Origin of the sequence: Ochrobactrum sp. SFR4 (assembly GCF_019730395.1) — a bacterium.
Classification (GTDB): domain Bacteria; phylum Pseudomonadota; class Alphaproteobacteria; order Rhizobiales; family Rhizobiaceae; genus Pseudochrobactrum.
Window position 1 is genome coordinate 240,342 of the sequence record NZ_JAAPBB010000004.1, and the last position, 25,287, is coordinate 265,628.

Here is a 25,287-nt window from a genome sequence, read left to right on the forward strand (position 1 = left end):
TGCTTCTCCCGATTAAAAGGCTCAAACGAGCCTTTTCCCGGACACAGTTAAGCAGCAGATGCCAATGTGAAAAATCCCAATTACAGAGCAGCAAATTTACAGCTTATGTCTCAGTCAACCGCGCAGCAATTTTTTCCGCCAGCCTTTGCGCCACTTCATCTTTGTCCAGCAGCGGCCATTCATCCACACCGTCACGACTGATCACCAGCACCTGATTATGATCGCCGCCCATCACACTGGCACCATCCTCCGAAAAACTCACATTGTTTGCGACAATCCAGTCCGCACCTTTTTTATCGAGCTTCTTGCGGGCATTTTCGATAACATTCTGCGTTTCAGCAGCAAAACCAACCACCAGATGCGGGCGCTGCGCGTGATGGCCGATCATTGCCAGAATGTCAGGGTTTTCCACCATCTGCAAAGACGGCGCCGCCTCACCTGCCTGCTTCTTGATCTTCTGATCTGCCGCATTGGCTGCGCGCCAGTCAGCAACGGCAGCAACCATCACTGCCGCATCCGCAGGCAATTGCGCCTCAACAGCATCGCGCATTTGCCGCGCTGTCTCCACATGGATGGTTTTAACACCTTGCGGATCAGGAATGGTCACCGGCCCCGCTACCAGCCGCACATCCGCCCCAAGCCGTGCCAGAGCCGCAGCAATCGCATGTCCCTGCTTGCCGGACGAGCGATTGGCAATGTAGCGCACCGGATCAATCGGCTCATGGGTCGGACCCGATGTAATGATGATCTTCTTGCCTGCCAACAGCAGATGCTGAGGAGATAGCAGCAATTGTTCGATCTTCGCCACGATCTGCAAAGGCTCGCTCATACGCCCTGTACCGGCCTCGCCCCTCTCAGCCATCTCACCGCGTTCAGGGCCAATAAAATGCACACCATCCTGATGCAGAACCTTCACATTGCGTTGCGTTGCCGGATTGCTCCACATCGCCGGATTCATTGCAGGCGCCATCAATACCGGCACTTTGCGCGCCAGCAGAATAGCCGCCGCCAGATCACCGGCCAGCCCTGCCACCATCTGCGCCATACGATCAGCAGTCGCAGGAGCTACCACAATCAGGTCAGCATCACGCGCCAGCCTGATATGACCTACATCCTGTTCATCCTCACGGGAGAATAAATCTGTATAAACATGGTCGGCAGCCAAAGCTCCGACAGACAGCGGCGTGATAAAAGCTTGCGCGGCTTCTGTCATTACAGGCCGCACCTGTGCGCCACGTTCTTTCAAACGACGGATCAGATCGAGCACCTTATAAGCAGCAATACCGCCACCGATAATCAGCAATATCCGTTTGTCTTTAAGGCTCTGCACAACGGGATCAGAAGCAGGTGATAAAGGTGCAGGCATCTGCGTTTCGCCCGACAGCAAAACCCGCACCTCTTCTTCCATTGAACGGCCATTGGCTGCTGCCTGACGACGCAGTGCTTCTTTTACATCTTCATCAAGGTTGCGGATCGTGATGCTCGCCATAGAAGCCTCCAACAAAAAAGCGATATTCTTTTCAGAATACCGCTTTTCCGCTCAAATTTGCAATCATTTATGCAATCAATGCAATCAAAAGAGCAATTTTGCCGTCAGGATCACCACGCAGACCGCTATCACAATCTGGGCAATCCGGCCTGAGCGCGTATGCCGTGCCTCTGCCTTGCCGATTGCCGCAGCCGTCGCATCATCAAAACGCAAACCATTGGCAGCCATATTATCCAGCTCTCCGGAAAGCCGCTCCAGACGCTTGGTCAGCTCCGGTGTCTGGCGCATGAAATGCAACAGCGCCATGCCGCTTTCTTTGACGTCAGCTGCAATGCCGACAGGTCCCAGATTTTTACGGATCCAGCCACCAACAACCGGCTCAGCCGACTTCCACATATTGAAATTCGGATCGAGCGTGCGCGACACACCCTCAACCACAACCATGGTCTTTTGCAGCATGATCAGTTCGGCACGGGTTTCCATGTCGAAAAGCTCAGTCACCTCAAACAACAAGGTCAGCAGTTTTGCCATGGAAATGGTTTCCGCAGGCTGACCATGGATCGGCTCGCCAATCGCACGGATTGCCTGCGCAAAGCTCGCCACATCATGATGATGCGGCACATAGCCCGCCTCAAAATGCACTTCAGCGACACGGCGATAATCGCGCGTGATAAAACCATAGAGAATTTCTGCCAGAAAACGGCGCTGCTGCTTGTTGAGACGGCCGGTAATACCGAAATCCACCGCAACAATTGTACCCTTAGGATCAACGAACAGGTTACCCGGATGCATATCCGCATGGAAGAAACCGTCGCGCAGCGTATGGCGCAAGAAAGACTGGATCAATGTGCGCGCCAGTTTCTGCAGATCAAAACCGGCAGCACGTAAGCCCTCGACATCCGACATTTTAATGCCGTCGATCCATTCCATGGTCAGCACATCGCGACCGGTGCGCTCCCAATCCACGGCAGGCACACGGAAACCTTCGTCTTCCTTGATATTTTCGGCAATTTCAGACAATGCCGCTGCTTCCAGCCGCAAATCCATCTCGATGCGCGTGGTTTGTGCAAGCGTTTCTGCAACCATAACAGGGCGCAAACGGCGCGTTACCGGCACAAATCGCTCCTGCAAGCGCGCAACCATGAAGAAACCTTCAAGATCCTGCGCGAAACGCTGACGCACCCCCGGACGGATGACCTTAACAGCAACCTTGCGTGTGCCACCCACGAATGCCGGATGAACCTGCGCCATGGATGCCGCAGCAATCGGTGCATCAAATTCCGTATAGAGATCATCAATTGTACGGCCAAGAGAACCTTCAACCGTGCGCCTTGCAGCCTCTTCGGGGAAGAAATCCATCCGGTCCTGTAAAAGCTGCAGATCATCCGCAACTTCCTTGCCGACAAAATCAGGACGCGTGGCCAGAAACTGCCCGAGCTTGACATAAGACGGCCCCAGCCGGTTCATCGCCCGCGACATGCGTTCCGAACGCGCTGTATCGCGCGAGCGTTTACGCGCCAGAGCCCCTGCAACACGATGAGCAAAAGCAGGTAAACCGCTCAGGCCTTCTGCCGGCAATGCGCTGATCACACCTTCACGGGTCATCACCCAACCGGCATGGATCAGTCGGAAACTTGCAGCAATGCGGCCCATAACTCACTCACTTTACAGAGCGCATTCCGGAAATCCTGTCTCAATTTCCGAAATTAAAATGCGCGGGGAATAATAATCAGATTTTCCAGCCGGCCAGTTAAATCTTCCAGCCAGAATGCAGGCTGGCAATACCGCCGGTGAAATTGCGCCATGTCACACGCGAGAAACCAGCTGCGGTGATCATATTGGCAAAATCCTGCTGTTTCGGGAATTTGCGGATCGATTCAACCAGATATTTATAGGAATCCGCATCACCGGTGATCATCTTGCCGATAGCCGGAATCGCATGGAACGACCACTGGTCATAAATTTTATCCAGCAGCGGCATTTCCACTTCGGAGAACTCAAGGCAGAGGAAACGTCCGCCCGGCTTCAACACACGGAAAGCCTCCTCCAGCGCCCAGTCAATATGCGGCACATTGCGGATACCAAAAGCAATCGTATAGGCGTCAAAGGAATTATCGTCGAAAGGCAGTTTCTCGGCATTCGCCTCAACAAAATCCACATTATTCAGCAGGCCCTTTTTAGCCGCACGCTCCTGACCGACAGCCAGCATTGAGCCGTTAATATCAAGCACAGTTGTATGCGCCTGACGATCCGAAGCCTCAACAATACGGAAAGCAATATCACCGGTACCACCGGCCACATCAAGCGAGCGCCAGTTCTGAATATGCGACGGGATTTTCGGCGGCGCCAGCCAGGCAACCATTGCATCTTTCCACGCGCGGTGCAGACCGGCGGACATCAGATCATTCATCACATCGTAGCGCTTGGCCACACTGTGAAAAACCTCATTCACCAACCCCTGCTTGGACTCTTCATCGACTTTCTGAAAGCCGAAAGAGTTTTCCATGCCGCCATGGGCACCGACACGGCTCTGGTCTGCACCCTGATCTGCCCCCCGATCCGCCGTAGAGTTTTCGTGTTGCTGGCTCATAATTTATCCTGTCCTGCCCGCCCAACTTACCCGTCGGAACCAAAGCATTGCATAGAGACCCGAAACTGCAAATTTCAAGCTATGCCTGATGAAACATCTGCCTAGTAGCATATAAAGGCTGAGCACGATGTTACAAGCAAATACGGCAAAGTTTGATATGACTTAACAAAATTTGCGCCGCAAAGCGCCGGCAATAATGATTCTTTTGTCGTATAAAACCCGTCACAGTTTCGTGTAGCTCTGCACATTCATCCATAAAGCCTGCATTCTCTTTGAGAGAATTGTATAAAACGGGATAAATTTAAGCCCTGCTGCTTTTCCATACCTGCATTTTCGCTTATTGCGGTCTGGAAAATTCATCGGCTTCGGCTAATAATGCAAAAAATAAATTTTGAAAGCAGCGGGATATTATGAGCGTTACGGTAGTTAGTCATCCGCTTGTTCAGCACAAGCTCACCATTATGCGCATGAAAGAAACTTCAACCGCCAGCTTCCGGCGTTTGCTGAAAGAGATTTCCCTTCTGCTCTGCTATGAAGTGACCCGCGATCTCGATCTGACAACCACCATGATCGAAACACCGATGCAGCCAATGGAATCGCCGATCCTCGACGGTAAGAAGCTGGTTTTCGCATCCATCCTGCGTGCAGGTAATGGCCTGCTGGAAGGTATGCTTGATCTGGTGCCTGCGGCACGCGTTGCCCATATCGGCCTCTATCGCGATCACAAGACTTTGCAGCCGGTGGAATATTACTTCAAAGCACCGGAAGATATCGTCAACCGCCTGATTATTGTGGTTGATCCGATGCTGGCAACCGGCAATTCCGCCGTTGAAGCGATCACCAAGCTGAAAGAGCGCGGCGCAAGCAATATCCGCTTTCTCTGCCTGCTGGCAGCACCGGAAGGCATCAAACATTTTGCGGAAGTGCATCCGGATGTGCCGATCTATACAGCGGCCATTGATGAGAAGCTGAATGAAGACGGCTATATTGTTCCGGGTCTTGGTGATGCCGGTGACCGTATGTACGGCACCAAATAATAAGATTGCGACCGTATGGTCGGCACCAAAGACGAAATAAAAACGGCGCTCAGAGCGCCGTTTTTTATGCAGTTACGGTTTCATAAATCACCGGATTGAGCGCCGGTTTACTATCACTCAGCATCATCGCCTGCTGCACCATTTGCACAGCCTGCTCAGCTTTGTCTTGCGTCTGCGCATGAACTAGCGCCGACACATCACCGGCTTTGACTTCGCTGCCCAGCGGCAGAATATTGGTCACACCGACAGAAGGGTCGATCTGATCCTGCGGGCGCAGACGCCCGCCGCCAAGCGCTACAACGCTCATACCGACTGCGCGTGTATCAATGGCGCTGATAAAGCCATCACGCTCAGCACGCACCTGCACCTGAATAGGCGCAACCGGCAGATAATGTGCTGCTCTTTCAACGAAATCCGCAGGTCCGCCAAGGCCAGAAACCATACGGCCGAATTTTTCTGCTGCACTGCCATTATCCAGAGCTGTTTGCGCTTTTGCCAGACCATCAGCAACAGTTTTAGCCAGCCCTGCTGTGACCAGCATATGGGCGGCAAAATTCAGCACAACTTCCGCGAGACGTGCCTGACGCTTGGCACCGGTCAGGAAATCAACGGCATTTTGCACTTCAACAGCATTACCGGCGCAATCGGCTAATGGCTCATTCATATCGGTAATCAGCGCACTGGTCGGCAGACCCGCACCATTAGCCACCTGCACCAGACTTTGCGCCAAAGCCTGCGACGCTTCAAATGTCGGCATAAAAGCACCGCTGCCGGTTTTCACATCCAGCACCAGCCCGCCAATACCGGAAGCCAGTTTTTTGGAAAGAATAGAAGCCGTAATCAACGGAATGGATTCCACCGTCGCGGTCACATCACGAACGGCATAAAAGCGCTTATCCGCCGGAGCGAGATCGCCGGTCGGGCCAATAATGGCACAACCGCAATCACGCACCACCTTGTCGAACAAAGCCTTATCAGGATAGCTCTGATAACCGGGAATGGCATCCATCTTATCCAATGTGCCGCCCGTATGACCAAGGCCACGACCGGAGATCATTGGCACATAGGCACCGCAGGCGGCAACAATGGGTGCCAGCATCAAAGACACATTATCACCGACACCGCCGGTGGAATGTTTATCCACCACAGGCCCGTCAAGATCGCGCCATTCCAGCACATCGCCGGAATATTGCATGGCCGTAGTCAATGCTACAGCTTCATCACGGGTCATACCATTGAAGTATGTTGCCATGCCAAAAGCGGCAATCTGCCCTTCACTCACACTGCCATCGGTAATACCGCGCACAAATACCTTGATTTGCTCCGCACTCAAAACTTGACGATCGCGTTTTGCCCGAATGATTTCCTGTGGCAGCATAGCGGTACCTTTTTAATGATCAGCCGATTTCGCCAACCAGTATCTTGATAATTTTTTGTAGCTTCTGGCCGCCCAAAGGCGCCATAGTCTTGGTTTCATGGTGGGAGAGTTCATCGCCGCTCATACCTGCACCATAATTGGTGATGACCGAACAGGCAGCAACTTGCAGCCCCAGAAAACGCGCTAAAATCACTTCCGGCACAGTGGACATGCCTACAGCATCGGCACCCAGCACCCGCGCCATACGGATTTCTGCCGGTGTCTCAAAAGACGGGCCGGAGAACCACATATAGACACCTTCATACAGCTTCTCATCAACTGCGCGTGCTGCATCGCGGAAAGCCTGCTTCAGCTCTGCATCATAGGCCGCTGTCATGCCGGTAAAACGCGCATCCGTATGTTCGCCGATCAGCGGATTCATGCCGGAATAATTAATGTGATCGTCGATCAGCATCACGCTGCCGGGCGTCATATCCTGCACCACAGAACCAGCTGCATTGGTCAGGATCAGCGTTTCAATGCCAAGCGCTTTCAGTGTCTCCAGCACAGGACGCATCGCCGCCGCATCGCCCTGCTCGTAATAATGCGCACGTCCCGCCAGCACCATCACCAACTTACCCATTAAGCGACCGACAACCACTTCACCCGCATGGCCGCTGACGCCGCTTTTCGGAAAGCGTGGCAGATCGGAATAACGGATATGCACCGGATCATCGAGCTCACTGACCAGACCGCCAAGGCCGGAACCCAGCACAATAGCAACTTTCAGCGTTTCACCGGCAAAAGCTTCATTGAGACGCGCGCGTAAAATCAAAGCTGCTTCGGTCATGACTTTACCCAATCACATCAGTCTGAAAGCTGAATGGCAGCAATTCGCGCATCGTCACGGTCTGCACAACACCGGAACTGTCGCACAAATGCAGCGGCACATCGGCACCGGCAAATTCTGCCAGGCGCTGACGACATCCGCCGCAAGGTGAGCATTTTTCCAGTTTCTCAGCCATCACCAGAATTTCGGCAATCTCACCGCCGCCATCCATCACATAATGCGACAGCATAGTGGTCTCGGCACACCAGCCTTCAGGGAAGGAAATGACCTCAATATTGCAGCCGGAATAAATCCGCCCGTCTTTGGTGCGCAATGCAGCACCAACCGGAAATTTCGAGTAAGGGGCATGGCATTTCTGCATTGCAGCATAGGCTGCATCAAATAGATCCTGAGCCATATCAGCCCCTCCTCAATTTTCACATTTGGTTTCAATGCCTGAATTAAAAAGCAACAGGCCGCGACGAAAATGGTGATTTCCGAGTACCGGAGCGCAGCGTACTTAATGGTACGTGAGCACCGGAACACAGGAAATTGCTATTTGCAGACCGGTCTGGTGTCTTTTGAAACAGGCATTTAGCGCTCTTTCACATACGGTATCCCACCCGCTTTCGGCGGAATGGCCTTGCCGATAAAACCTGCCAGCAGAATAACAGTCAGAATATATGGCAGTGCCTGCATGAACTGCACCGGTACATCACCGATCAGCGGCAGTGACTGGCCTTGCAGGCGAATGCCCAGCGCATCGAGAAAGCCGAACAGCAAACAAGCATACATCGCCTGCACCGGACGCCATTTGGCGAAAATCAGCGCAGCCAGTGCGATATAACCCTTACCGGCAGTCATATCCTTAACAAAGCCTGCGCCCTGTGCTGTCGCCAGATAGGCACCGGCCATACCGCAGAGCAGGCCGCAGATAATGACTGCGCGATAACGCAACCATGTCACTGAAATACCGGCTGTATCAACCGCCGCAGGATTTTCACCCACCGCACGCAGACGCAGACCAAAGCGGGTGCGATACAGAACCCACCATGTCAGCGGCACCATCAAGAAAGCCAGATAGACCAGAATGGAGTGGCCGGAAATCAGCTCTGCATAAAGATAGCCGACAACCGGCACATCTTTAACGGCTTCCGCACCCGGAAAATCAATAGATGTAAAACGTGCGCTATTTGGCAAAGATGGTGTACGGCCACCCTGACCAAACCATGCCTGACCGAGAATGATTGTTGTACCGGCCGCGATAAAGTTGATCGCCAGACCGGAAACGATCTGATTGCCGCGATGGGTGATCGAGGCAAAGCCGTGCACCAGCGACAACAGCATCGAAACCAGCAAAGCCGCACCAAGACCGGCAAGGGCAGAACCGCTGATGGCAGCAACTGTACCGGCAGCGAAGGCACCCGCCAGCATTTTACCTTCAAGGCCGATATCGACAATCCCTGCACGCTCTGAATAAAGCCCTGCCAAACAGGCAAACAGCAACGGCGCAGACAGGCGCAAAGTTGAATCAAGCAGCTGAATAAGAGTTACATAGCTATCCATGACGCTTACTCCCCTGCTTTCAGGGCGGTTGTTGTATTACGTGAAGCCAGACGCATAAACAGGCGCTGGAAAGCAGGGCGGAACATATGCTCCATTGCACCGGCAAACAGGATCACCAGACCCTGAATAATCACAATCATGTCGCGGGAAATATTCGGCATATCAAAAGCGATTTCCGCACCGCCCTGATAGAGCATACCAAACAGGATTGCCGCCGGAATGATCCCCACCGGATGCGAGCGCCCCATCAACGCCACCGCAATCCCCACAAAACCGGCACCGGCAACAAAGTCCAGCTGCAGGCGATATTGCGCACCCATCACCGGATTAAGCGCCATCATACCGGCCAGCGCACCGGAAATCAGCATCGTGATAATAATCGTTCTCGACGGGTTAATACCGGCATATTCAGCCGCGCGCGGGCTGTGCCCCATGGTGCGGATTTCATAGCCGATTTTTGTCCGCCAGATCAGCAGCCACACCAGATAACAGGCCAGCAACGCCAGCAAAAAGCTGATATTCAGCGGTGCCGAGCGAATTTCCATGCCCAACAGGCTCATCAGCCAGTCGAGTTTCGGCAACTGGCCACCTTCCGCAAAACCGCGGCTTTCCGGTGCCATCACGCCAATCGGCTTGATGAAATTGATAATCAGATAGACCATCAGGCTGGCGGCGATGAAGTTAAACATAATCGTGGTAATCACGATATGCGAACCGCGTTTTGCCAAAAGCCATGCCGGTATCAGCGCCCACAGCGCGCCGAAAACGGCACCGCCAAGCAGCGCCGCAATCATGGTAATCCACCACGGCATGGATGCATCCAGCCAGAGGCAGAACAGCGCCACGCCAAGACCGCCGATATAAGCCTGCCCCTCACCGCCAATATTGAACAAGCCGCAATGAAACGCGACAGCCACAGCCAGACCGGCAAAGATAAAGTTCGTGGCATAAAACAGCGTATAGCCAATACCTTCACCGGAACCGAAAGCACCTTTAACCATCAGCAGTGCCGCATCCAGCGGATTTTCTCCGACCAGCAACACCACAAGTCCTGCGACCAGAAACGCAACCAACAGGTTCAGTGTCGGGATCAGGCCGTAATCCACCCAGCGCGGCAGTTTTGCAAAAGGCTGGCTCATGGCAACATTCCGATCACGGCTTCAGTAGTTTTTATCTGCGCATATTCGCCCTGCAACACGGCAAGTGTCAGCGCATGCACATCTTCCGCACTCCAGAGACGGCCCTGCAGGTCTGTGCGATCTGTACTCGCAACAGCATCTTCCGGCACAATCACCTCAAAACCGAGATTAGCAGCCATACGTACTGTTGCATCAACGGAATTTTCCAGCAGCACACCGCCGACGACCAGCGTGCGGATTTGCAACTCATCCAGCACATCCATCAGATCTGTGCCGATAAAAGCGCTGTTGGTGCGCTTGTCCACGACCGGTTCACCAATCTGGGGCTCGACTTCTGCCTTGAATTCATTGCCTGCCGTACCAGAGCGATAAGGCGACTGCGGATCGGTTGAATCATGGCGCACATGCACCACCGGCAGACGACGCTCGCGCCATGCTTCCAGCAGGCGCTGTAAATTCGCTTCTGTCTGCGGTTGTCCGCGGCGGCCCCATTTCGGATCATCAATAGCCTTTTGCATATCAATGATGAGCAATGCCGGTGTTGAGCTAATCATCAATGCAGGCCCTTTTCGGTTTTCTTATTATCTTCATTCTGAATACCCGCCATCAGCAGGCCGATCTCCCCCTCACCGGCTTCCGGTCCGCACTCACCGACAACACGTCCGGCAAACATCACCAGAATACGGTCGGACAGCGAGCGGATTTCATCCAGCTCAACAGAAATCAACAGCACGGCCTTACCGGCATCGCGCATTTCAATAATACGTTTATGAATAAATTCGATCGCACCGACATCCACGCCGCGCGTCGGCTGTGCCACGATCAGCACATCCGGATTACGTTCCATCTCGCGCGCCAGCACGATTTTTTGCTGGTTACCACCGGAGAAATTCGCGGTTTTCAAACGCGGATCGGCAGGACGGATATCATATTGCGCAATCTTGCCCTTAGCATCCTGCATAATCGCTTCAATATTCAGAAACGGCCCTTTGAGATAACGCGGATCATCATGATAACCGAGAATGGAATTCTCATATTCCTCATAGGCCAGTACCAGCCCCATATGGTGGCGGTCTTCCGGTACATGGGCGAGACCACGACGGCGCAATTCTGCCGGATGCGCATTGCCGGTCACATTCACCGGCAGGTTGTTCAGCATCACCACACCGCTCTCGGCGCGACGAATACCGGCGATGACTTCAATCAGTTCTGACTGGCCGTTACCGGCAACACCGGCAATGCCGACAATCTCACCGGCACGCACATCAAAAGACACCGTGTCCACGACTGTGGTTTTCTGCGCATTACGAACAACAAGGTTCTTCACCTGTAAAACAGGTTCTCCGGGTGTCGCGGCCTGCTTGTTCACGCGCAGTAAAACGCGACGACCAACCATCAGTTCAGCCAGTTCTTCCACGCTTGCTGCAGCAGTTTTGCGCGTGGCAACCATTGTGCCCTGCCGCATTACCGAAACATTATCCGTCACCGCCATGATTTCACGCAGCTTATGGGTAATCAGAACAATAGTTTTGCCTTGATCTTTCAGCTGCCGTAAGATCCGGAACAGATGGTCAGCCTCGGACGGTGTGAGCACACCGGTCGGCTCATCAAGGATCAGAATTTCCGCGCCGCGATACAGAGCCTTCAGAATTTCCACACGCTGCTGCAAGCCAACCGGCAGATCTTCGACAACCGCATCAGGATCAACATCCAGCGCATATTCTTTTTCGAGCGCTTTCAGCTGCTCGCGTGCTTTTGCAATGCCGGCGGATAACAAAGGCGCACCTTCCGCACCGAGCATCACATTTTCAAGCACTGTAAAATTATCAACCAACATAAAATGCTGATGCACCATGCCGATGCCCGCAGCGATTGCCGCATCCGGATTGGATATATGCACCTGCCGGTCATTGACTTTGATCGTGCCTTTATCCGGCTGATAAAAGCCGTAGATAATCGACATCAAAGTCGATTTTCCGGCACCGTTTTCGCCGATAATCCCGTGGATGGTTCCCTTTTCGATCCGCAGATCAATAGCACGGTTTGCGTGCACAGCGCCGAAACGCTTATCAATTCCTGTCAGTTCAAGTGCAGGCTGCGCCATTATCCCATCCGTTAATCATCGACATCGCATTGCCGGAGCATTTTTATCAAATAACATATCGCGAACATCAAATGAAAACATCTGACATGTTCTGCTTTAACTGATTCCGCTACGCAGTTAACAATATATGCTATTGCATAAAGCTGTGTGTAAACCACCACAAAGCCGCATTTCACCCCTCATAATAGCGTGAAATATCACTTCCGTGCATTATATGCGTACGAAACACCTCTGATCTGCAGGAAACCATCCATGTCTGAAAATCTGTCTGACCGGCTCACAGAGCTGGAAATTCGCAATGCGGAACAGGAAAAGACAATTGAAGACCTGTCCGGTGAGATTGCCGAGCAATGGAAACTGATTACCGCGCTGAACAAAAAACTCAACGCACTGACCGATCGCTTTCTTGAGCTGGAAGAACAAACAGCGCCGGAAGTCTCCGTGACCAAACCACCCCACTGGTAAGTCACAAAACCAAATCTGACCAATCCCGGCCAAGTGTGAAATGTAAAAAGGGCAGTGTCACCACTGCCCTTTTCTGTATTAACACCCTGTAATTAGTAAGGGCACTTATTGTCTGTGGTGTAGTCATGCACCTTGATTTTACCGGAGATAATGTCGGCTTTTGCGGCTTCAACTGCAGCCTTCATTTCAGGTGTAATCAGCTTGGCGTTGTTTTCATCCATCGCATAGCTCACACCATCATCTTTCAGACCCATCTGAACGATACCGGCTGTGAATTTATCAGCGGCAACATCTTCAAAAGCCTTATAAACGGCAGTATCAACGCCCTTAACCATCGAGGTCAGAACATGACCCGGATGCAGACCGTTCTGGTTGGAGTCAACACCGATACCAAGCTTGCCTGCATCAGCAGCAGCCTGCAACACGCCGATACCGGTACCACCGGCAGCATGATAAATCACATCAGAACCCTGATCGATCTGAGCCTTGGTGATTTCGCTGCCTTTAGCCGGATCATTCCAGGCGGCCGGTGTATCACCCGTCCAGTTATTCAGAACTTTTGTGCCTTCTTTACCGGCTTTTGCTCCACCTGCATAACCGCAATAGAAACGACGGATCAGCGGCACATCCATACCACCGACAAAGCTTACAGTGCCGGTCTTAGAAGCCATTGCTGCCAGCATACCAACCAGATAGCCGCCTTCTTCTTCTTTAAAGACGACGGAACGCACATTCGGCGCTTCCACAACAGCATCAATAATTACGAATTTTGTGTCCGGAAATTCCTTGGCAACTTTCTCAATTGCGGAAACAGCGGAAAAGCCAGCAATCACAACCGGTGAGTTGCCATCCTGCGCAAATTTACGCAGAGCCTGTTCACGCTGGGCATCGTTCTGAATTTCAAACTCACGATAATTAGTACCGTGATCCGCTTTATATTTGGCAGCGCCATTATAAGCGGCCTCATTGAAAGACTTGTCAAATTTTCCGCCAAAGTCATAAACAACAGCCGGCTTCAGTTCTGCCGAATAAGCTGCTGAAACACTCAGGGTCGCGGCCAACAGGCCCATAACGATACGCTTCATTACCACTCACCTCCGATAGCGCAGTAATTCTGCGCGAGAAAATACTCATCCCGTGTTCGGTAAATTATTCTGTTTTTTACCGCCCGCTCAGATTTTAATAATCGGCAATCTGGCACGGTCCGGATTTTTTTTCATCTTAAATTTATGCGCTTACACATATTTCATTGCCTGAACGCACCGCTCCGCCCTTAAATGACACAGGAAACACCAGTACCGCGCAAGCCGCAATAACCCTGAGGATTTTTTGCCAGATATTGCTGATGATAGCCTTCGGCATAATAAAAATCAGCCGCGGGTAAAATTTCCGTCGTAATCGCGCCAAGACCACGGGCAGTCAGCGCCTGCTGATAAGCATCCCTGCTCGCTTCAGCGGCCTTTTGATCTTCATCAGAATAGACATAAATGCCGGAGCGATATGTCGTGCCGATATCATTACCCTGTCGCATGCCCTGTGTCGGGTCGTGCTCTTCCCAAAAAATCTGCAGAAGCTGCGCCAGCGTTACCTTTGCCGGATCATAGATCACCTGCACCACTTCATTATGGCCGGTGAGCCCCGTACAGGTTTCTTCATAAGTCGGGTTTGGTGTTAAGCCGCCACTATAACCGGCGGCAGTGACATGAACACCGGGCACCTGCCAGAACAAACGCTCCACGCCCCAAAAACAGCCCATACCAAACAGAATTTTCTTCATATTATGCGGCCATGGCCCGTGCAGAGGAAGTCCGGAAACAAAGTGGGCTTCGGAAGTCGCTATCGCCTGCTCACGGCCGACAAGAGCTTCACCCTTTGTTGGCATACGCAACTTATGTTCGGGATATTGTCTGAACATCATCATCGTCCCTGTCTGATGCATTTCCGGTTTAAACCACAACAACGGAAATGCTGTATTATCTATTTAGTCGTAACGACATACGGGCAGAACGCGCTTACAATTCTCTGCGCGTTAACGCGCATAAGATTTGCGCCCGATCGTTCCGACAGCAAAACACACTATACTCAGCACTAAAAATAAGAACCATCCGGGCATATTCAACACCGGAACCATCCACCGGTCCCAAAAGCCAGCCCAGAAAACCTGCCGTATAAAACCGGCAAAAGCAGCCAAATATTCAGGCAGATAATCCTGCAAGCTTTGCAAAAAAGGCGTCACAACCAAACGAAGCTGCGCAATTGATCGCGCAATATCAAAAACAGCAAATAACAAGCTGGCACCTAACGACCAAAGCGCCAGAAAATTAAAAAGCACACGCATAATAACCCATATCCGTTTTCTGCAATCCAGAACTCAAAAAACAACTCTGACCATCATTCTATCACAAGGAGCATTCCTGACAGACAGGCTATTAAATTTTTCTAATATAAAATGATAATTCACTAAAAAGACCGTAGGTCTCTCCTTCATTTGGCAAAAAATATCTCCCCTTTTTGACATAAGATTCGACCTGTTTCGTCACAAACTTCAGACAGGTCAGCCCAAAACGGATAAAACCATGCTCTGACAGCAGGAAATTCAGTGATATTTTCCACAAAACCTCAAAAATATAAAAATCAATAAATTCAATATCTTAAATAAATTATCCATCTGATTTCACGCATGATTTCATTGTTTTCCGTCTGTAAAATCAAATGAATTCAATGAAACGCGAAATAATGGTTGAACATCCGGCTTTTATAGCTATATTCCGCGCCGCAACGGTCGTTTAACAGCTGACCACTGTTTGAAGATACGCCGTTGTGATTGATATTGCTTATTAAATATCAGTCTTGAGTGGAGAGGTGGCCGAGTGGTTGAAGGCGCACGCCTGGAAAGTGTGTATACGGGGAACCGTATCGCGGGTTCGAATCCCGCTCTCTCCGCCAGTTATCATTTTCAAGACATTGACTTACTACATATTTCAAGGTCATAGCATATATACTCCCCTTCCCGGCAAAACTGGTTTTGAAATGCTTTTTATGGTGCCGCAAATCATAAACAAGCCGCCAGCTTCTGATAGCTGATACTATGCTATTCACAAACTTGCTAAAGTGCTTCTGCCTGAACTGTACTCTGTAAGTCAGAGACAGCCATATAAACCATTTCGATCAAATGATTGAAGACATGTAACAAATCCGGTGCATCCGAGATACGTGTTTAATCACACTTGATACGCTACCGGCATAGCGCATCATGCGTACTTCATACCCATGTTCTCGATTTCATTCATAGTCAGGGTGTAAACCGGAAGCGCCTCAAAGCCCCATGTAAGTGAGGTAGCTAGAGTAGAAGAGACTACGGTTTTCCTCCCCCGTTCCTCGCCTCTGACCAGCCACTCGGAACGGGGCTGGTCGGGGGCATAGGCAGTGCTTTCAACACATCTTCTATTATCACCGCTTAAATTTACACTGAAATGAAGATCTGCCTGTAATCAGAAAATACCGTTTTTCTCATTAACATGCACTCCCGTTTTATTTGTGAAGGCATCGGTTACTCCGGCTTTCGGTTTTTCACGGGCAATCGCCATACGCCGCACCAGCACGTAAAATACCGGCGTCAGCACAAGACCAAACAACGTCACCCCCAGCATGCCAGCAAAAACAGCAATACCCATGACATGACGCATTTCTGCTCCCGCCCCTGTTGCCAGCATCAGAGGAACAACACCGGCAATGAAAGCAAGCGAAGTCATCAGGATCGGTCGCAAACGCAGTCTTGCCGCTTCCAGAACCGCATTAAGCGGATCAACACCTTCATCCTCTTTGGCTCTGGCAAATTCCACAATCAGAATAGCGTTTTTAGCAGCAAGCCCCACCAGAACAACAAAGCCGATCTGGGTGAAAATATTGTTATCTCCGCCTGTGAGCCAGACACCGGCAATCGCTGACAACAATGCCATTGGTGCGATCAGCAGAACCGAAAAAGGCAACGACCAGCTGTTATATTGTGCCGCAAGAATGAGAAAAGCGAGCAATACAGACAGCGGGAAAACATACATGGCTGCATTGCCTGCCTGTTTTTCCTGATAGGCAAGTTCCGTCCATTCAAAAGCCATACCGGCCGGCATTGTTTCCAGAGCTATGCGCTCTATCGCGGCGGTTGCCTGTCCGAAAGAATAGCCGGGTGCAGGGCTGCCACTAATATCCGCCGAAGGGAAACCGTTATAATGCATGATGCGATCCGGTCCCGAGCTATCCTTCACTGTCAGCAAAGCTGATAGCGGGATCATATCTCCGGCGGCATTACGCACTTTCAGGCGTCCGATATCCTGCGGCTGCATACGGAAGGGAGCATCGGCCTGCACCATCACACGATAGGTACGGCCAAAACGGTTGAAATCATTGGCATAGAGTGAGCCGAGATAGACCTGCAATGTTTCAAATATTGTATTGAGCGGCACGCCTTGTATTTTCGCTTTGACGCGGTCGATATCAACCTGCACCTGCGGCGCATTCACTTGGAAACTGGCCAGCATACCTGCCAGTTCCGGTGTTTGCATCGCCTTAGCCATGATTTCACCCTGCGTTTTTGCTAATGCCTCAAAACCAAGTCCGGCGCGATCTTCAAGCTGAATTTTAAAACCACCAGTAGAACCGAGACCCGGCACAGGCGGCGGCGGGAAAATACCCGCGAAACCATCGGGTATCTGACTGAATTTACCCATCAAGCGGCCTGCAATCGCAAAAGCAGATAATGACGGATCTTTCCGTTCATCAAAAGGCTTGAGCATCGTAAACATCACGGCAGCATTCGGAATATTGACCATGCCATTCACCGAAAGCCCCGGAAATGCGACAACGCTTTCTACCCCCGGCTCTGCCAATGCGATTTCGGACATGGTTTTGACCATAGCCTCCGTGCGATCAAGCGAAGCGCCGCTTGGCAATTGGGCAATACCAACCAGATAATATTTATCCTGTGCCGGTACGAAGCCAATTGGCACTGTCTGAAAACCAAGCCATGTCGTGCCGACCAGCGCCACATAAAACAGCAAAACAAATCCGCTGAACCGGATAGCGCGGCGTACCGACCAAACATAGGCATTGGAAGCACGATCAAAGAACAGGTTGAAGCGCCGGAAGAACCAGCCGAACAACCGGTCAATGATCATGGTAAGCCTGTCGCGCTTCACTTCGCCATGATGCGGTTTCAGCAAAACACCAGCCAGCGCCGGAGACAGTGTCAAAGAATTAATTGCGGACAGAATGGTTGAAATAGCAATCGTCAGGGCGAATTGCCGGTAGAATTCCCCCTGTAATCCGGTGAGGAAGGCAGAAGGAATAAACACTGCCGACAACACCGAGGTAATGGCGATAATCGGCCCCGTCACTTCATCCATGGCTTTGCGCGCCGCTTCTTTGGGTGTTTCTCCCAAGGCGATATGGCGCTCTGCATTTTCAACAACCACAATCGCATCATCGACCACGATACCGATAGAAAGCACCAGCCCGAACAGCGACAATGTATTTAGCGAGAAGCCGAACAGATACATCAGGGCGAATGTACCGACCAGTGATACCGGTACGGCAACAAGCGGAATAATCGAAGCGCGCCATGTCTGCAGAAACAGCACGACCACAAGAACCACCAGTACGATGGCTTCAAGCAATGTCACGACCACAGCTTCCAGCGAAGCCTTAACGAAAACAGTCGGATCATAGGCGATGCGGGATTCTATACCCTCCGGAAAATCCTTTTCCAGTTCGCTCATCGTATCGCGAACAGCTGCGGACACATCCAGCGCGTTAGCACCCGGACTTTGGATGATCTGAATTGCCAGCGCAGGTTTACCGTCCAACAGACTGCGCAGCGCATAAGCATCCGCACCAAGTTCGATACGGGCAACATCCCGCAGGCGGGTTACCTGTCCCTCAGAACCGGTTTTAACAACAATATCGCCGAACTGCTCCTCATTCGACAACCTGCCAAGTGTGTTAACTGTTACCTGAAATGCGGAAGACGCATCCGGTTGCTGCCCGACCGAGCCGGCAGCGACCTGCACATTCTGTTCCTGAATTGATGCAATCACATCGGACGCGGTCAGACCGCGTGCCGCAACTTTATTCGGGTCAAGCCAGACCCGCATCGAATATTCGCCGGCGCCCCAGACCAGCACATCACCAACCCCCGGCACGCGCGCCAGCTGATCACGCACCTGCAAAAGCGCATAATTGGATAAGTAGAGCGGGTCATAACGCCCATCCGGTGACACCAGATGCACCACCATCAGAATATCCGGCGAGGTTTTTTGCGTCACAACACCGATGCGCTGCACTTCCTGCGGCAGGCGTGGCAGCACACGGGCAACGCGGTTTTGCACCTGAATTTGCGCCATATCAGGATCAGTGCCCTGCTGGAACGCAATTGTCAGCGTCATACGCCCGTCGGTTGCAGCCTGCGAACCCATATAGAGCATATTCTCGACGCCGTTAATCGCCTGTTCCAATGGCGCAGCGACAGTTTCGGCAATCACTTCCGGATTGGCTCCCGGATAGCTCGCCGTGACCTGCACCGTCGGTGGTGTGACCTGAGGATATTCACTCAGCGGCAGTTTCAGCAGGGTCAGTCCGCCTGCAATCAGCATCAGGACAGAAAGCACGACCGCAAAAATCGGGCGGTCGACAAAAAAGCGCGGGATATTCATCGACGCGCCTCCTGTTGAGACGCTTCTGCCTGAGCGCTGTCAGAAACCCGCTCCGGTACCATTGAAATCATCTGTGGCGTGACCTGCATGCCGGGGCCAACAAGCCCCTTCACAATGATCTTTTCACCCACTTGCAGACCGGAAGAAATAACGCGCAAACCATCGACTATCGTCCCGATTTCCACCGGACGAAATTCGGCTTTATTGCCCTCACCTAAAACCAGCACATAACGACGCCCCTGATCTGTACCGATGGCCTGATCATCAATCAGAACTGTTTGCAGCGGCTCTGAGGTCGCCAGTTTTATGCGTGCAAAAAGTCCGGGGGCCAGTATGCCTTCAGGATTTTCAACGACAGCACGGGCACGAATGGTGCCGGTACTTCTGTCGATACGATTACTGATAAAATCCAGAGCCCCGTTATAGGTGAACTCTTTATCCGTCATCAGTGCGATCTGCACCGGCAATGCGGCGTTAGCTTTGCCATGTTCCTGAGCCCAGGCACGCGCGACAAAGCTGAGATAAGTCGCCTCATCAATGTCGAAATATACATAGAGCGGATCGGTGCTGACGATAGTCGTAAGCAATGTCGCATTGCCAGCATTTCCCCCTGCTACCAGATTGCCTTCATGCACCAAAACGCGGTCAACGCGCCCGTCAACAGGAGCAGTCACGCGGGTAAAGGACAGATCAAGCTCGGCAGCGGCAACCGCCGCTTTAGCGATAGCAAGCTGAGCCTGACGCTGACTGCGTGCAGCCTGAGCATCGTCAAAAGTTTTTCGGGAGACTGTGCCGTTTGGCGCAAGACTGGCTGTGCGCTTGAAATTGGTTTCAGCATGCTCCAGCAAAACTTCCGCCTGCTGCAACTCCGCCTTGGCAGCATCAAGAACGACCTGAAACGGTCTGGCATCAATCTCAAACAGAGCTTGCCCCGATTGAACCAGCTCTCCCTCCGGGACACTCACTGTCTCAATTGCACCACCAACACGCGGGCGCAGTTCCACCAGCTTGCTTGCCTCCAGATGGCCGGTAAATTCTGTAGACAGAGCAACCTTACGCGTTACGACTTCTGCTACAGGCACCTGCGGTGCGGGCATTTCTCCCGATTGCGCGGCAGCATAAGGAATAGCGGCCGACGAGAGAAATGTGAGGAAACGGCTGACATACAGCTCTGCTTTATCGGGATAAAATAATGCCCCGCCGATAATAACGACACCGGTCAAGTACAGTGCCGTGATTTTCTTTTTCATTTCAGTTTACCTTCATAAAGGCATCTTCAGGAGATACCGCGCTCAATTTTGATGAAGGTGGTGTTTCCAACGATGGAAAGGTCAAGAGCCTTAAAAGCAAAACAAAAAATTTCTGTCTTGCTCCGATAAGCATCCCTCCCCGCTTTGTAACGTTTCGTTTTTCGGCCGGAAACAGCTCTTGACCTTACAAGCGCTGGAAGCCGCATCGTGCCTGCAATGTTGTTCTGTCAGCACAATTCAGTCGCTGTTTTCAGAGGAACCTTGTCCCATTCAGAGAAAGGCAAAAAGATGAATGCCGGTACACCGCAACTCCTCATCTATACAACTCCGACCTGCCCCGATTGCCATGCACTCAAGCGTTGGCTCGCCCAGCAAAAGATTGCCTATGAGGAACGTGATCTCACCGATCCGCTGATCGCAGAAGAAGCCAAAACACGTACCGGTGTGCGTGTTGCACCGATCAGCATTGTCGGCGATCAGGTTTTTTACGGCACATTTTTGAGCCAGAAACCCGGTTTAATGAAGGCACTAGGTTTGTCAGATGCACAGCTGAAAACATCAGAGGCACAACGATGACATCAAAACGCATTGATATCCGTCAGGCCCGCAGCAGTATTACCTGTGCTGACGGGCAAACTCTGCTGGAAGCGGCTTTGACATCAGGTATTTCCTATCCTCACGGTTGCAAATCCGGCCGTTGCGGCTCCTGCAAATCCCGCCTTATTGAAGGGGAAGTGGAAATGCTTCAGCATTCCCGTTTTGCCCTGTCTGATGAGGAAAAAGCAGATGGCCTGATCCTTGCATGCCGTTCTGTACCGCTGACAGATGCAGCTGTGGCGTGGCTGGGCACAGAGCATGAAGAACTGCAACCTGCGCAGCGGGTAAAAGGCATTGTTACCCGTATTGAAGATCTCACCCATGATATCAAGCTGGTGCAGGTCACACCTGAAAATGGTTTGCCACTGAATTTTGAAGCAGGTCAATATGCTGAACTCAGCTTTAACAGCGTACCTTCCCGCAGTTACTCCATGGCAAACCACTCCGGTGAGAGACACTTAGAATTTCACATCCGCCATGTTCCCGCAGGCATTACATCCGGCTATGTACATCAGACATTGAAAACCGGTGATCCCATAAAGATGGAGGTCGCTTTAGGGGCTTCGTTCCTGCGGCAGTATCATAGTGACCCGATCCTGTGTATTGCCGGAGGCTCAGGACTTGCCCCGATCAAATCTATTGTAGAAACCGCTCTTGCCCATGGTATGAAACAGAGGATTCATGTCTATTTCGGCGCACGCTCCGAACGTGATCTTTATCTCACGGAGCATTTTCGCGGTCTGACAGAAAAGCATCCGAACCTGTCTTTCACACCGGTCTTATCAGAGGCACGCTCTGAACTTTACCGAAGCGGTTTTGTGACCCGCGCGGTTGCAGAAGACATTTCTGATTTCAGCAGCTGGAAAGCTTATGTCGCGGGGCCACCATTAATGGTGGATGCAGCAATGGCTGTTACTTTTGCCCGCGGATTACAAAAAGAAGATATGCATGCTGATATATTCTTCACGCCGGAAACATTACCAATCGCGGCTGTAGCCGAATAAAATACAGTAAAACCCGCTGCGAAATAATCGCAGCGGGTTCTTCATGATGCGGATATAGCGAATCCTCAACACATTGCCAGCTGATTGTCACGGCACCGGTGCCGACTCAGAAGACGCCTCTTCTGTCCGCATTGCATGATCCGGCATTGTCATACCCTGCATGGAATGCCCTTGCATTCCGCCTTTCATTTCCAGCCGGTTTTGTACAAATACCAGCCCGACACTCACAGCAAGTGCGCCTGCAATAAGAATGAGGCTCAGCTTGTTCATAATCATTCACCTGTTTAGTTTACAGCTGCGGGATAACCTGCCTCTTCGAGAACTTTCTGCAGTGCATCAGAACTGACAGCAGTTTCAATTCTTACCAGCCGTGTTGCCGGATCGGTTTCAATCTTCGCATTAGCATCCACCGACTGAATGGCTTTGGTCACGGATTTAGCGCAGCCACCGCAGGTCATATTTTCGATTTTCAGTTCCATGAGACTTCTCCTTTATTTGGCTCTCATGACATCAAGATGGGGTTTCCAACCATGGAAAGGTCAAGAGTGAAAACAAATAAATTTTTGCTCTTGACCTTCCAATTGTTGGAAGCCTCATGCTCATACCGAATTTAAATTTTCGGAAAGAAAAGGAGGCGGCTATGAATGCCCCCGTTCGAGCAAAAGACTTATCTGAAACTGTGTCCTTACCTGTTGAAGGAATGACCTGCGCATCCTGCGTCGGCAGTATTGAACGTGCACTCAAAGCAGTGCCGGGTGTTGAAACTGTATCGGTCAATCTGGCAACAGAGCGCGCAAATATCACAACCGACTCAACTGTCCCTCGCGTGAGATTAATCGAAGCCATCGAAAAGGCCGGCTACTCTGTACCTGCGCAAATGCCTGCGGCGACCGGCCCTGTAGAGCTCTCCGTTGAAGGCATGACCTGCGCATCCTGTGTCGGCCGTGTTGAACGCGCATTGAAAGCTATTTCGGGCGTTACAAATGCTGTGGTCAATCTGGCAACAGAACGCGCAACTATTCACGGAACGGCGAGTACCGCAGACCTGATCGCCGCAATTGCTGATGCCGGTTATGAGGCCAAGCTGATTGCAGGCTCAGGTAGCCAGAGCAGCAATGAGGATGACGCACGCGCAGAGAGAAAAGAAACCGAACGGCGTGAACTGACCCGCGATTTCACCATAGCTGGGGTTCTGATGCTTCCTGTTTTCCTGATGGAAATGGGATCGCATATTATTCCGGGTGTGCACGGGCTGATTGAATCAACCATCGGCATGCAGTGGAACTGGTATATCCAGTTTGCTCTGACGACTTTGGTGCTCTTCATTCCGGGTATCCGGTTTTATGAAAAAGGACTTCCGGCGCTTATGCGTTTTGCACCGGATATGAACTCGCTGGTAGCTGTCGGCACGCTTGCAGCTTACGGCTATTCGCTGGTTGCAACCTTTGCGCCTGGCCTTCTGCCTACCGGTACCATCAATGTCTATTATGAAGCGGCAGCCGTTATTGTCACGCTGATCCTGCTTGGCCGGTTGTTGGAAGCCCGCGCTAAAGGACGTACTTCCGAGGCGATCAAGCGTCTGGCCGGTCTTCAGGCAAAAACCGCACGGGTGCGCAGAAATGGTCAGGCCGTCGATCTGCCGATTGATGATGTTGTGTCCGGTGATATTGTTGAAGTTCGCCCGGGTGAGCGTCTGCCGGTCGATGGCGAAGTCATCGAAGGTACCAGCTATGTCGACGAATCCATGATCACCGGCGAGCCGATCCCTGTGGCAAAATCCATTGGCAGTGAGATCGTCGGCGGCACGGTCAATCAGAAAGGGGCCTTTGCCTATCGTGCAACCGCCGTCGGTGGTAACACTGTCCTGTCCCAGATCATCCGTATGGTTGAAGAGGCTCAGGGTTCCAAACTGCCAATTCAGGCACTGGTCGACAAAGTGACCATGTGGTTTGTACCGGCTGTCTTTGCGGTGGCCGCTCTGACATTTGCCGCATGGCTCATTCTCGGCCCGTCACCGGCACTGACTTTCGCATTGGTGAATGCCGTTGCCGTTCTGATTATCGCCTGCCCGTGTGCCATGGGTCTGGCAACACCAACCTCTATTATGGTCGGCACCGGTCGCGGTGCTGAACTCGGTGTTCTTTTTCGCAAAGGCGAAGCGCTGCAATTGCTCAAAGATGCCAAGGTTGTCGCTCTCGATAAAACAGGCACGCTGACTGAGGGTAAACCTGCTCTGACAGATCTGGAACTGGCAAATGGCTTCGATCGTGCCAATGTGCTGGCTCTTGTTGCAGCAGTAGAGGCGAAATCGGAACATCCGATTGCCCGTGCCATTGTTGATGCGGCAGCAGATGAAGGGCTTTCATTGTCACCCGTATCCGATTTTGAATCGGTAACAGGTTTCGGTGTCAAAGCGGTAGTGGATGGCAAACGCATTGAGATTGGTGCAGACCGGTATATGACCGAACTCGGCCATGATGTATCTGCTTTTGCCAAAGTTGCTGAACGTCTTGGTAATGAAGGTAAATCTCCGCTTTATGCGGCAATCGACGGCAAGCTGGCAGCCATCATTGCTGTTGCCGATCCGATCAAGGAAACCACACCTGCGGCCATTAAAGCCATGCATAATCTCGGCCTCAAAGTGGCAATGATTACCGGTGACAATGCCCGCACAGCCAAAGCGATTGCAGCACGTCTGGGCATTGATGAAGTGGTGGCTGAAGTGTTGCCGGACGGCAAAGTCGAAGCTATCCGCCGCCTGAAGGCTCAATATGGTCAGACTGCTTTCGTTGGCGATGGCATTAATGATGCGCCGGCACTGGCCGAGGCGGATGTGGGTCTGGCCATCGGCACAGGAACTGATATCGCCATTGAAGCGGCAGATGTTGTGCTGATGTCCGGTAGTTTGCAGGGCGTACCAAATGCAATTGCCCTGTCAAAAGCCACCATCGGTAATATCCGGCAGAACCTATTCTGGGCATTCGCCTATAATACAGCGCTGGTTCCGGTTGCAGCAGGCCTGCTTTATCCGGCCTATGGCATACTGCTTTCACCGGTTTTTGCCGCCGGCGCCATGGCACTGTCCAGTGTGTTTGTGCTGGGTAACGCCCTGCGCTTGCGTTCATTCAAAATCGCCAGCTAACAAAACCTTGCAGC

The 25,287-nt window shown here is 51.8% G+C and carries 22 protein-coding genes, 1 tRNA gene and 1 pseudogene; 6 read left to right on the forward strand and 18 right to left on the reverse strand.

Features of this window, described 5'->3' with window-relative positions:
• Window positions 1–103: 103 nt before the first annotated feature.
• The 3 genes from coaBC to ubiE form a co-directional block, all read right to left on the reverse strand.
• Window positions 104–1,489 (reverse strand): bifunctional phosphopantothenoylcysteine decarboxylase/phosphopantothenate--cysteine ligase CoaBC, encoded by a 1,386-nt coding sequence (coaBC, locus tag HBA93_RS07040; RefSeq protein WP_221722801.1) that lies wholly within the window; start codon window positions 1,487–1,489, stop codon window positions 104–106.
• 84 nt (window positions 1,490–1,573) lie between these two features.
• Entirely contained in the window at window positions 1,574–3,142 is a 1,569-nt protein-coding gene (ubiB, locus tag HBA93_RS07045; protein ID WP_221722802.1) for a 2-polyprenylphenol 6-hydroxylase, read from the reverse strand.
• A gap of 97 nt (window positions 3,143–3,239) precedes the next feature.
• The gene (ubiE, locus tag HBA93_RS07050) at window positions 3,240–4,079 is read right to left on the reverse strand and encodes a bifunctional demethylmenaquinone methyltransferase/2-methoxy-6-polyprenyl-1,4-benzoquinol methylase UbiE (RefSeq protein WP_221722803.1); all 840 of its coding nucleotides are present in this window, start codon (window positions 4,077–4,079) and stop codon (window positions 3,240–3,242) included.
• Window positions 4,080–4,489: 410 nt separating this feature from the next.
• On the opposite strand from ubiE, the gene upp reads away from it, so the two are divergent.
• Window positions 4,490–5,116 carry a uracil phosphoribosyltransferase gene (upp, locus tag HBA93_RS07055; RefSeq protein ID WP_183956655.1) on the forward strand — a complete coding sequence of 209 codons (627 nt, stop codon included), beginning with the start codon at window positions 4,490–4,492 and terminating at the stop codon, window positions 5,114–5,116.
• Between the two features lie 64 nt (window positions 5,117–5,180).
• On the opposite strand, the gene deoA is transcribed toward upp, so the two are convergent.
• The 8 genes and pseudogenes from deoA to HBA93_RS07090 form a co-directional block, all read right to left on the reverse strand.
• A complete protein-coding gene (gene deoA, locus HBA93_RS07060; RefSeq protein WP_221722804.1) occupies window positions 5,181–6,494 on the reverse strand; it encodes a thymidine phosphorylase in 1,314 nt (437 codons plus the stop codon).
• Window positions 6,495–6,513: 19 nt separating this feature from the next.
• Window positions 6,514–7,323 (reverse strand): purine-nucleoside phosphorylase, encoded by an 810-nt coding sequence (locus tag HBA93_RS07065; RefSeq protein ID WP_122093567.1) that lies wholly within the window; start codon window positions 7,321–7,323, stop codon window positions 6,514–6,516.
• Window positions 7,324–7,327: 4 nt separating this feature from the next.
• Entirely contained in the window at window positions 7,328–7,720 is a 393-nt protein-coding gene (locus HBA93_RS07070; protein ID WP_022712438.1) for a cytidine deaminase, read from the reverse strand.
• Window positions 7,721–7,749: 29 nt separating this feature from the next.
• Window positions 7,750–7,861: pseudogene (locus HBA93_RS24735) on the reverse strand (flagellar basal body P-ring protein FlgI); the annotation flags it as partial.
• Between the two features lie 35 nt (window positions 7,862–7,896).
• Window positions 7,897–8,868, reverse strand: coding sequence for an ABC transporter permease (locus tag HBA93_RS07075; protein ID WP_121992398.1), 972 nt, complete (start codon window positions 8,866–8,868; stop codon window positions 7,897–7,899).
• A 5-nt stretch (window positions 8,869–8,873) separates the two neighbouring features.
• Window positions 8,874–10,007, reverse strand: coding sequence for an ABC transporter permease (locus tag HBA93_RS07080; protein ID WP_121992397.1), 1,134 nt, complete (start codon window positions 10,005–10,007; stop codon window positions 8,874–8,876).
• Complete coding sequence (locus tag HBA93_RS07085) at window positions 10,004–10,561, reverse strand: cysteine hydrolase family protein (protein ID WP_121992396.1); 558 nt, start codon at window positions 10,559–10,561, stop codon at window positions 10,004–10,006. The genes HBA93_RS07080 and HBA93_RS07085 overlap by 4 nt, the downstream gene beginning before the upstream one ends.
• Window positions 10,561–12,111 (reverse strand): ABC transporter ATP-binding protein, encoded by a 1,551-nt coding sequence (locus HBA93_RS07090; RefSeq protein ID WP_221722805.1) that lies wholly within the window; start codon window positions 12,109–12,111, stop codon window positions 10,561–10,563. Before HBA93_RS07090 ends, HBA93_RS07085 begins: the two co-directional genes overlap by 1 nt.
• 252 nt (window positions 12,112–12,363) lie before the next feature.
• Here HBA93_RS07090 and HBA93_RS07095 point away from each other — a divergent pair, with 252 nt between their 5' ends.
• Window positions 12,364–12,576: a SlyX family protein gene (locus tag HBA93_RS07095; protein WP_121992394.1), complete on the forward strand. Its 213-nt coding sequence runs from the start codon at window positions 12,364–12,366 to the stop codon at window positions 12,574–12,576.
• 92 nt (window positions 12,577–12,668) lie between these two features.
• Here the strand turns inward: HBA93_RS07095 and HBA93_RS07100 are convergent, their stop codons facing one another.
• From HBA93_RS07100 to HBA93_RS07110, 3 genes are all read right to left on the reverse strand, one after another.
• The gene (locus HBA93_RS07100; protein WP_075657078.1) at window positions 12,669–13,661 is read right to left on the reverse strand and encodes a BMP family lipoprotein; all 993 of its coding nucleotides are present in this window, start codon (window positions 13,659–13,661) and stop codon (window positions 12,669–12,671) included.
• Between the two features lie 188 nt (window positions 13,662–13,849).
• A complete protein-coding gene (msrA, locus tag HBA93_RS07105) occupies window positions 13,850–14,494 on the reverse strand; it encodes a peptide-methionine (S)-S-oxide reductase MsrA (protein WP_221722806.1) in 645 nt (214 codons plus the stop codon).
• Between the two features lie 111 nt (window positions 14,495–14,605).
• On the reverse strand, window positions 14,606–14,914 hold the full coding sequence (locus HBA93_RS07110; protein ID WP_122093546.1) for a hypothetical protein: 309 nt from the start codon (window positions 14,912–14,914) through the stop codon (window positions 14,606–14,608).
• 518 nt (window positions 14,915–15,432) lie between these two features.
• On the opposite strand from HBA93_RS07110, the gene HBA93_RS07115 reads away from it, so the two are divergent.
• Window positions 15,433–15,522: transfer RNA gene (locus tag HBA93_RS07115), tRNA-Ser, on the forward strand.
• A gap of 545 nt (window positions 15,523–16,067) precedes the next feature.
• Here HBA93_RS07115 and HBA93_RS07120 read toward each other — a convergent pair.
• Both HBA93_RS07120 and HBA93_RS07125 read right to left on the reverse strand, forming a co-directional pair.
• Window positions 16,068–19,280 (reverse strand): efflux RND transporter permease subunit, encoded by a 3,213-nt coding sequence (locus HBA93_RS07120; RefSeq protein ID WP_286201790.1) that lies wholly within the window; start codon window positions 19,278–19,280, stop codon window positions 16,068–16,070.
• Window positions 19,277–20,530: an efflux RND transporter periplasmic adaptor subunit gene (locus HBA93_RS07125; RefSeq protein ID WP_221722807.1), complete on the reverse strand. Its 1,254-nt coding sequence runs from the start codon at window positions 20,528–20,530 to the stop codon at window positions 19,277–19,279. The genes HBA93_RS07120 and HBA93_RS07125 overlap by 4 nt, the downstream gene beginning before the upstream one ends.
• A 261-nt stretch (window positions 20,531–20,791) precedes the next feature.
• Here HBA93_RS07125 and HBA93_RS07130 point away from each other — a divergent pair, with 261 nt between their 5' ends.
• Both HBA93_RS07130 and HBA93_RS07135 read left to right on the forward strand, forming a co-directional pair.
• Complete coding sequence (locus HBA93_RS07130; RefSeq protein ID WP_502910055.1) at window positions 20,792–21,106, forward strand: glutaredoxin family protein; 315 nt, start codon at window positions 20,792–20,794, stop codon at window positions 21,104–21,106.
• The gene (locus HBA93_RS07135; protein WP_221722808.1) at window positions 21,103–22,131 is read left to right on the forward strand and encodes a 2Fe-2S iron-sulfur cluster-binding protein; all 1,029 of its coding nucleotides are present in this window, start codon (window positions 21,103–21,105) and stop codon (window positions 22,129–22,131) included. The genes HBA93_RS07130 and HBA93_RS07135 overlap by 4 nt, the downstream gene beginning before the upstream one ends.
• Before the next feature lie 87 nt (window positions 22,132–22,218).
• Here HBA93_RS07135 and HBA93_RS07140 read toward each other — a convergent pair whose 3' ends face one another.
• Together HBA93_RS07140 and HBA93_RS07145 are read right to left on the reverse strand one after the other, a co-directional pair.
• Window positions 22,219–22,401, reverse strand: a complete 183-nt coding sequence (locus HBA93_RS07140) for a hypothetical protein (protein ID WP_122006952.1) — start codon at window positions 22,399–22,401, stop codon at window positions 22,219–22,221.
• 14 nt (window positions 22,402–22,415) lie between these two features.
• Window positions 22,416–22,610 (reverse strand): heavy-metal-associated domain-containing protein, encoded by a 195-nt coding sequence (locus HBA93_RS07145; RefSeq protein ID WP_121992388.1) that lies wholly within the window; start codon window positions 22,608–22,610, stop codon window positions 22,416–22,418.
• 161 nt (window positions 22,611–22,771) lie between these two features.
• Here HBA93_RS07145 and HBA93_RS07150 point away from each other — a divergent pair, with 161 nt between their 5' ends.
• Window positions 22,772–25,273 carry a heavy metal translocating P-type ATPase gene (locus HBA93_RS07150; protein WP_221722809.1) on the forward strand — a complete coding sequence of 834 codons (2,502 nt, stop codon included), beginning with the start codon at window positions 22,772–22,774 and terminating at the stop codon, window positions 25,271–25,273.
• Window positions 25,274–25,287 lie beyond the last annotated feature (14 nt).

Coding starts and splice junctions, on each gene's coding strand:
- coaBC (WP_221722801.1), bottom strand. CDS start 1,489: ATGGCGAGCATCACGATCCGCAACCTTGATGAAGATGTAAAAGAAGCA.
- ubiB (WP_221722802.1), bottom strand. CDS start 3,142: ATGGGCCGCATTGCTGCAAGTTTCCGACTGATCCATGCCGGTTGGGTG.
- ubiE (WP_221722803.1), bottom strand. CDS start 4,079: ATGAGCCAGCAACACGAAAACTCTACGGCGGATCGGGGGGCAGATCAG.
- upp (WP_183956655.1), top strand. CDS start 4,490: ATGAGCGTTACGGTAGTTAGTCATCCGCTTGTTCAGCACAAGCTCACC.
- deoA (WP_221722804.1), bottom strand. CDS start 6,494: ATGCTGCCACAGGAAATCATTCGGGCAAAACGCGATCGTCAAGTTTTG.
- HBA93_RS07065 (WP_122093567.1), bottom strand. CDS start 7,323: ATGACCGAAGCAGCTTTGATTTTACGCGCGCGTCTCAATGAAGCTTTT.
- HBA93_RS07070 (WP_022712438.1), bottom strand. CDS start 7,720: ATGGCTCAGGATCTATTTGATGCAGCCTATGCTGCAATGCAGAAATGC.
- HBA93_RS07075 (WP_121992398.1), bottom strand. CDS start 8,868: ATGGATAGCTATGTAACTCTTATTCAGCTGCTTGATTCAACTTTGCGC.
- HBA93_RS07080 (WP_121992397.1), bottom strand. CDS start 10,007: ATGAGCCAGCCTTTTGCAAAACTGCCGCGCTGGGTGGATTACGGCCTG.
- HBA93_RS07085 (WP_121992396.1), bottom strand. CDS start 10,561: ATGATTAGCTCAACACCGGCATTGCTCATCATTGATATGCAAAAGGCT.
- HBA93_RS07090 (WP_221722805.1), bottom strand. CDS start 12,111: ATGGCGCAGCCTGCACTTGAACTGACAGGAATTGATAAGCGTTTCGGC.
- HBA93_RS07095 (WP_121992394.1), top strand. CDS start 12,364: ATGTCTGAAAATCTGTCTGACCGGCTCACAGAGCTGGAAATTCGCAAT.
- HBA93_RS07100 (WP_075657078.1), bottom strand. CDS start 13,661: ATGAAGCGTATCGTTATGGGCCTGTTGGCCGCGACCCTGAGTGTTTCA.
- msrA (WP_221722806.1), bottom strand. CDS start 14,494: ATGATGTTCAGACAATATCCCGAACATAAGTTGCGTATGCCAACAAAG.
- HBA93_RS07110 (WP_122093546.1), bottom strand. CDS start 14,914: ATGCGTGTGCTTTTTAATTTTCTGGCGCTTTGGTCGTTAGGTGCCAGC.
- HBA93_RS07120 (WP_286201790.1), bottom strand. CDS start 19,280: ATGAATATCCCGCGCTTTTTTGTCGACCGCCCGATTTTTGCGGTCGTG.
- HBA93_RS07125 (WP_221722807.1), bottom strand. CDS start 20,530: ATGAAAAAGAAAATCACGGCACTGTACTTGACCGGTGTCGTTATTATC.
- HBA93_RS07135 (WP_221722808.1), top strand. CDS start 21,103: ATGACATCAAAACGCATTGATATCCGTCAGGCCCGCAGCAGTATTACC.
- HBA93_RS07140 (WP_122006952.1), bottom strand. CDS start 22,401: ATGAACAAGCTGAGCCTCATTCTTATTGCAGGCGCACTTGCTGTGAGT.
- HBA93_RS07145 (WP_121992388.1), bottom strand. CDS start 22,610: ATGGAACTGAAAATCGAAAATATGACCTGCGGTGGCTGCGCTAAATCC.
- HBA93_RS07150 (WP_221722809.1), top strand. CDS start 22,772: ATGAATGCCCCCGTTCGAGCAAAAGACTTATCTGAAACTGTGTCCTTA.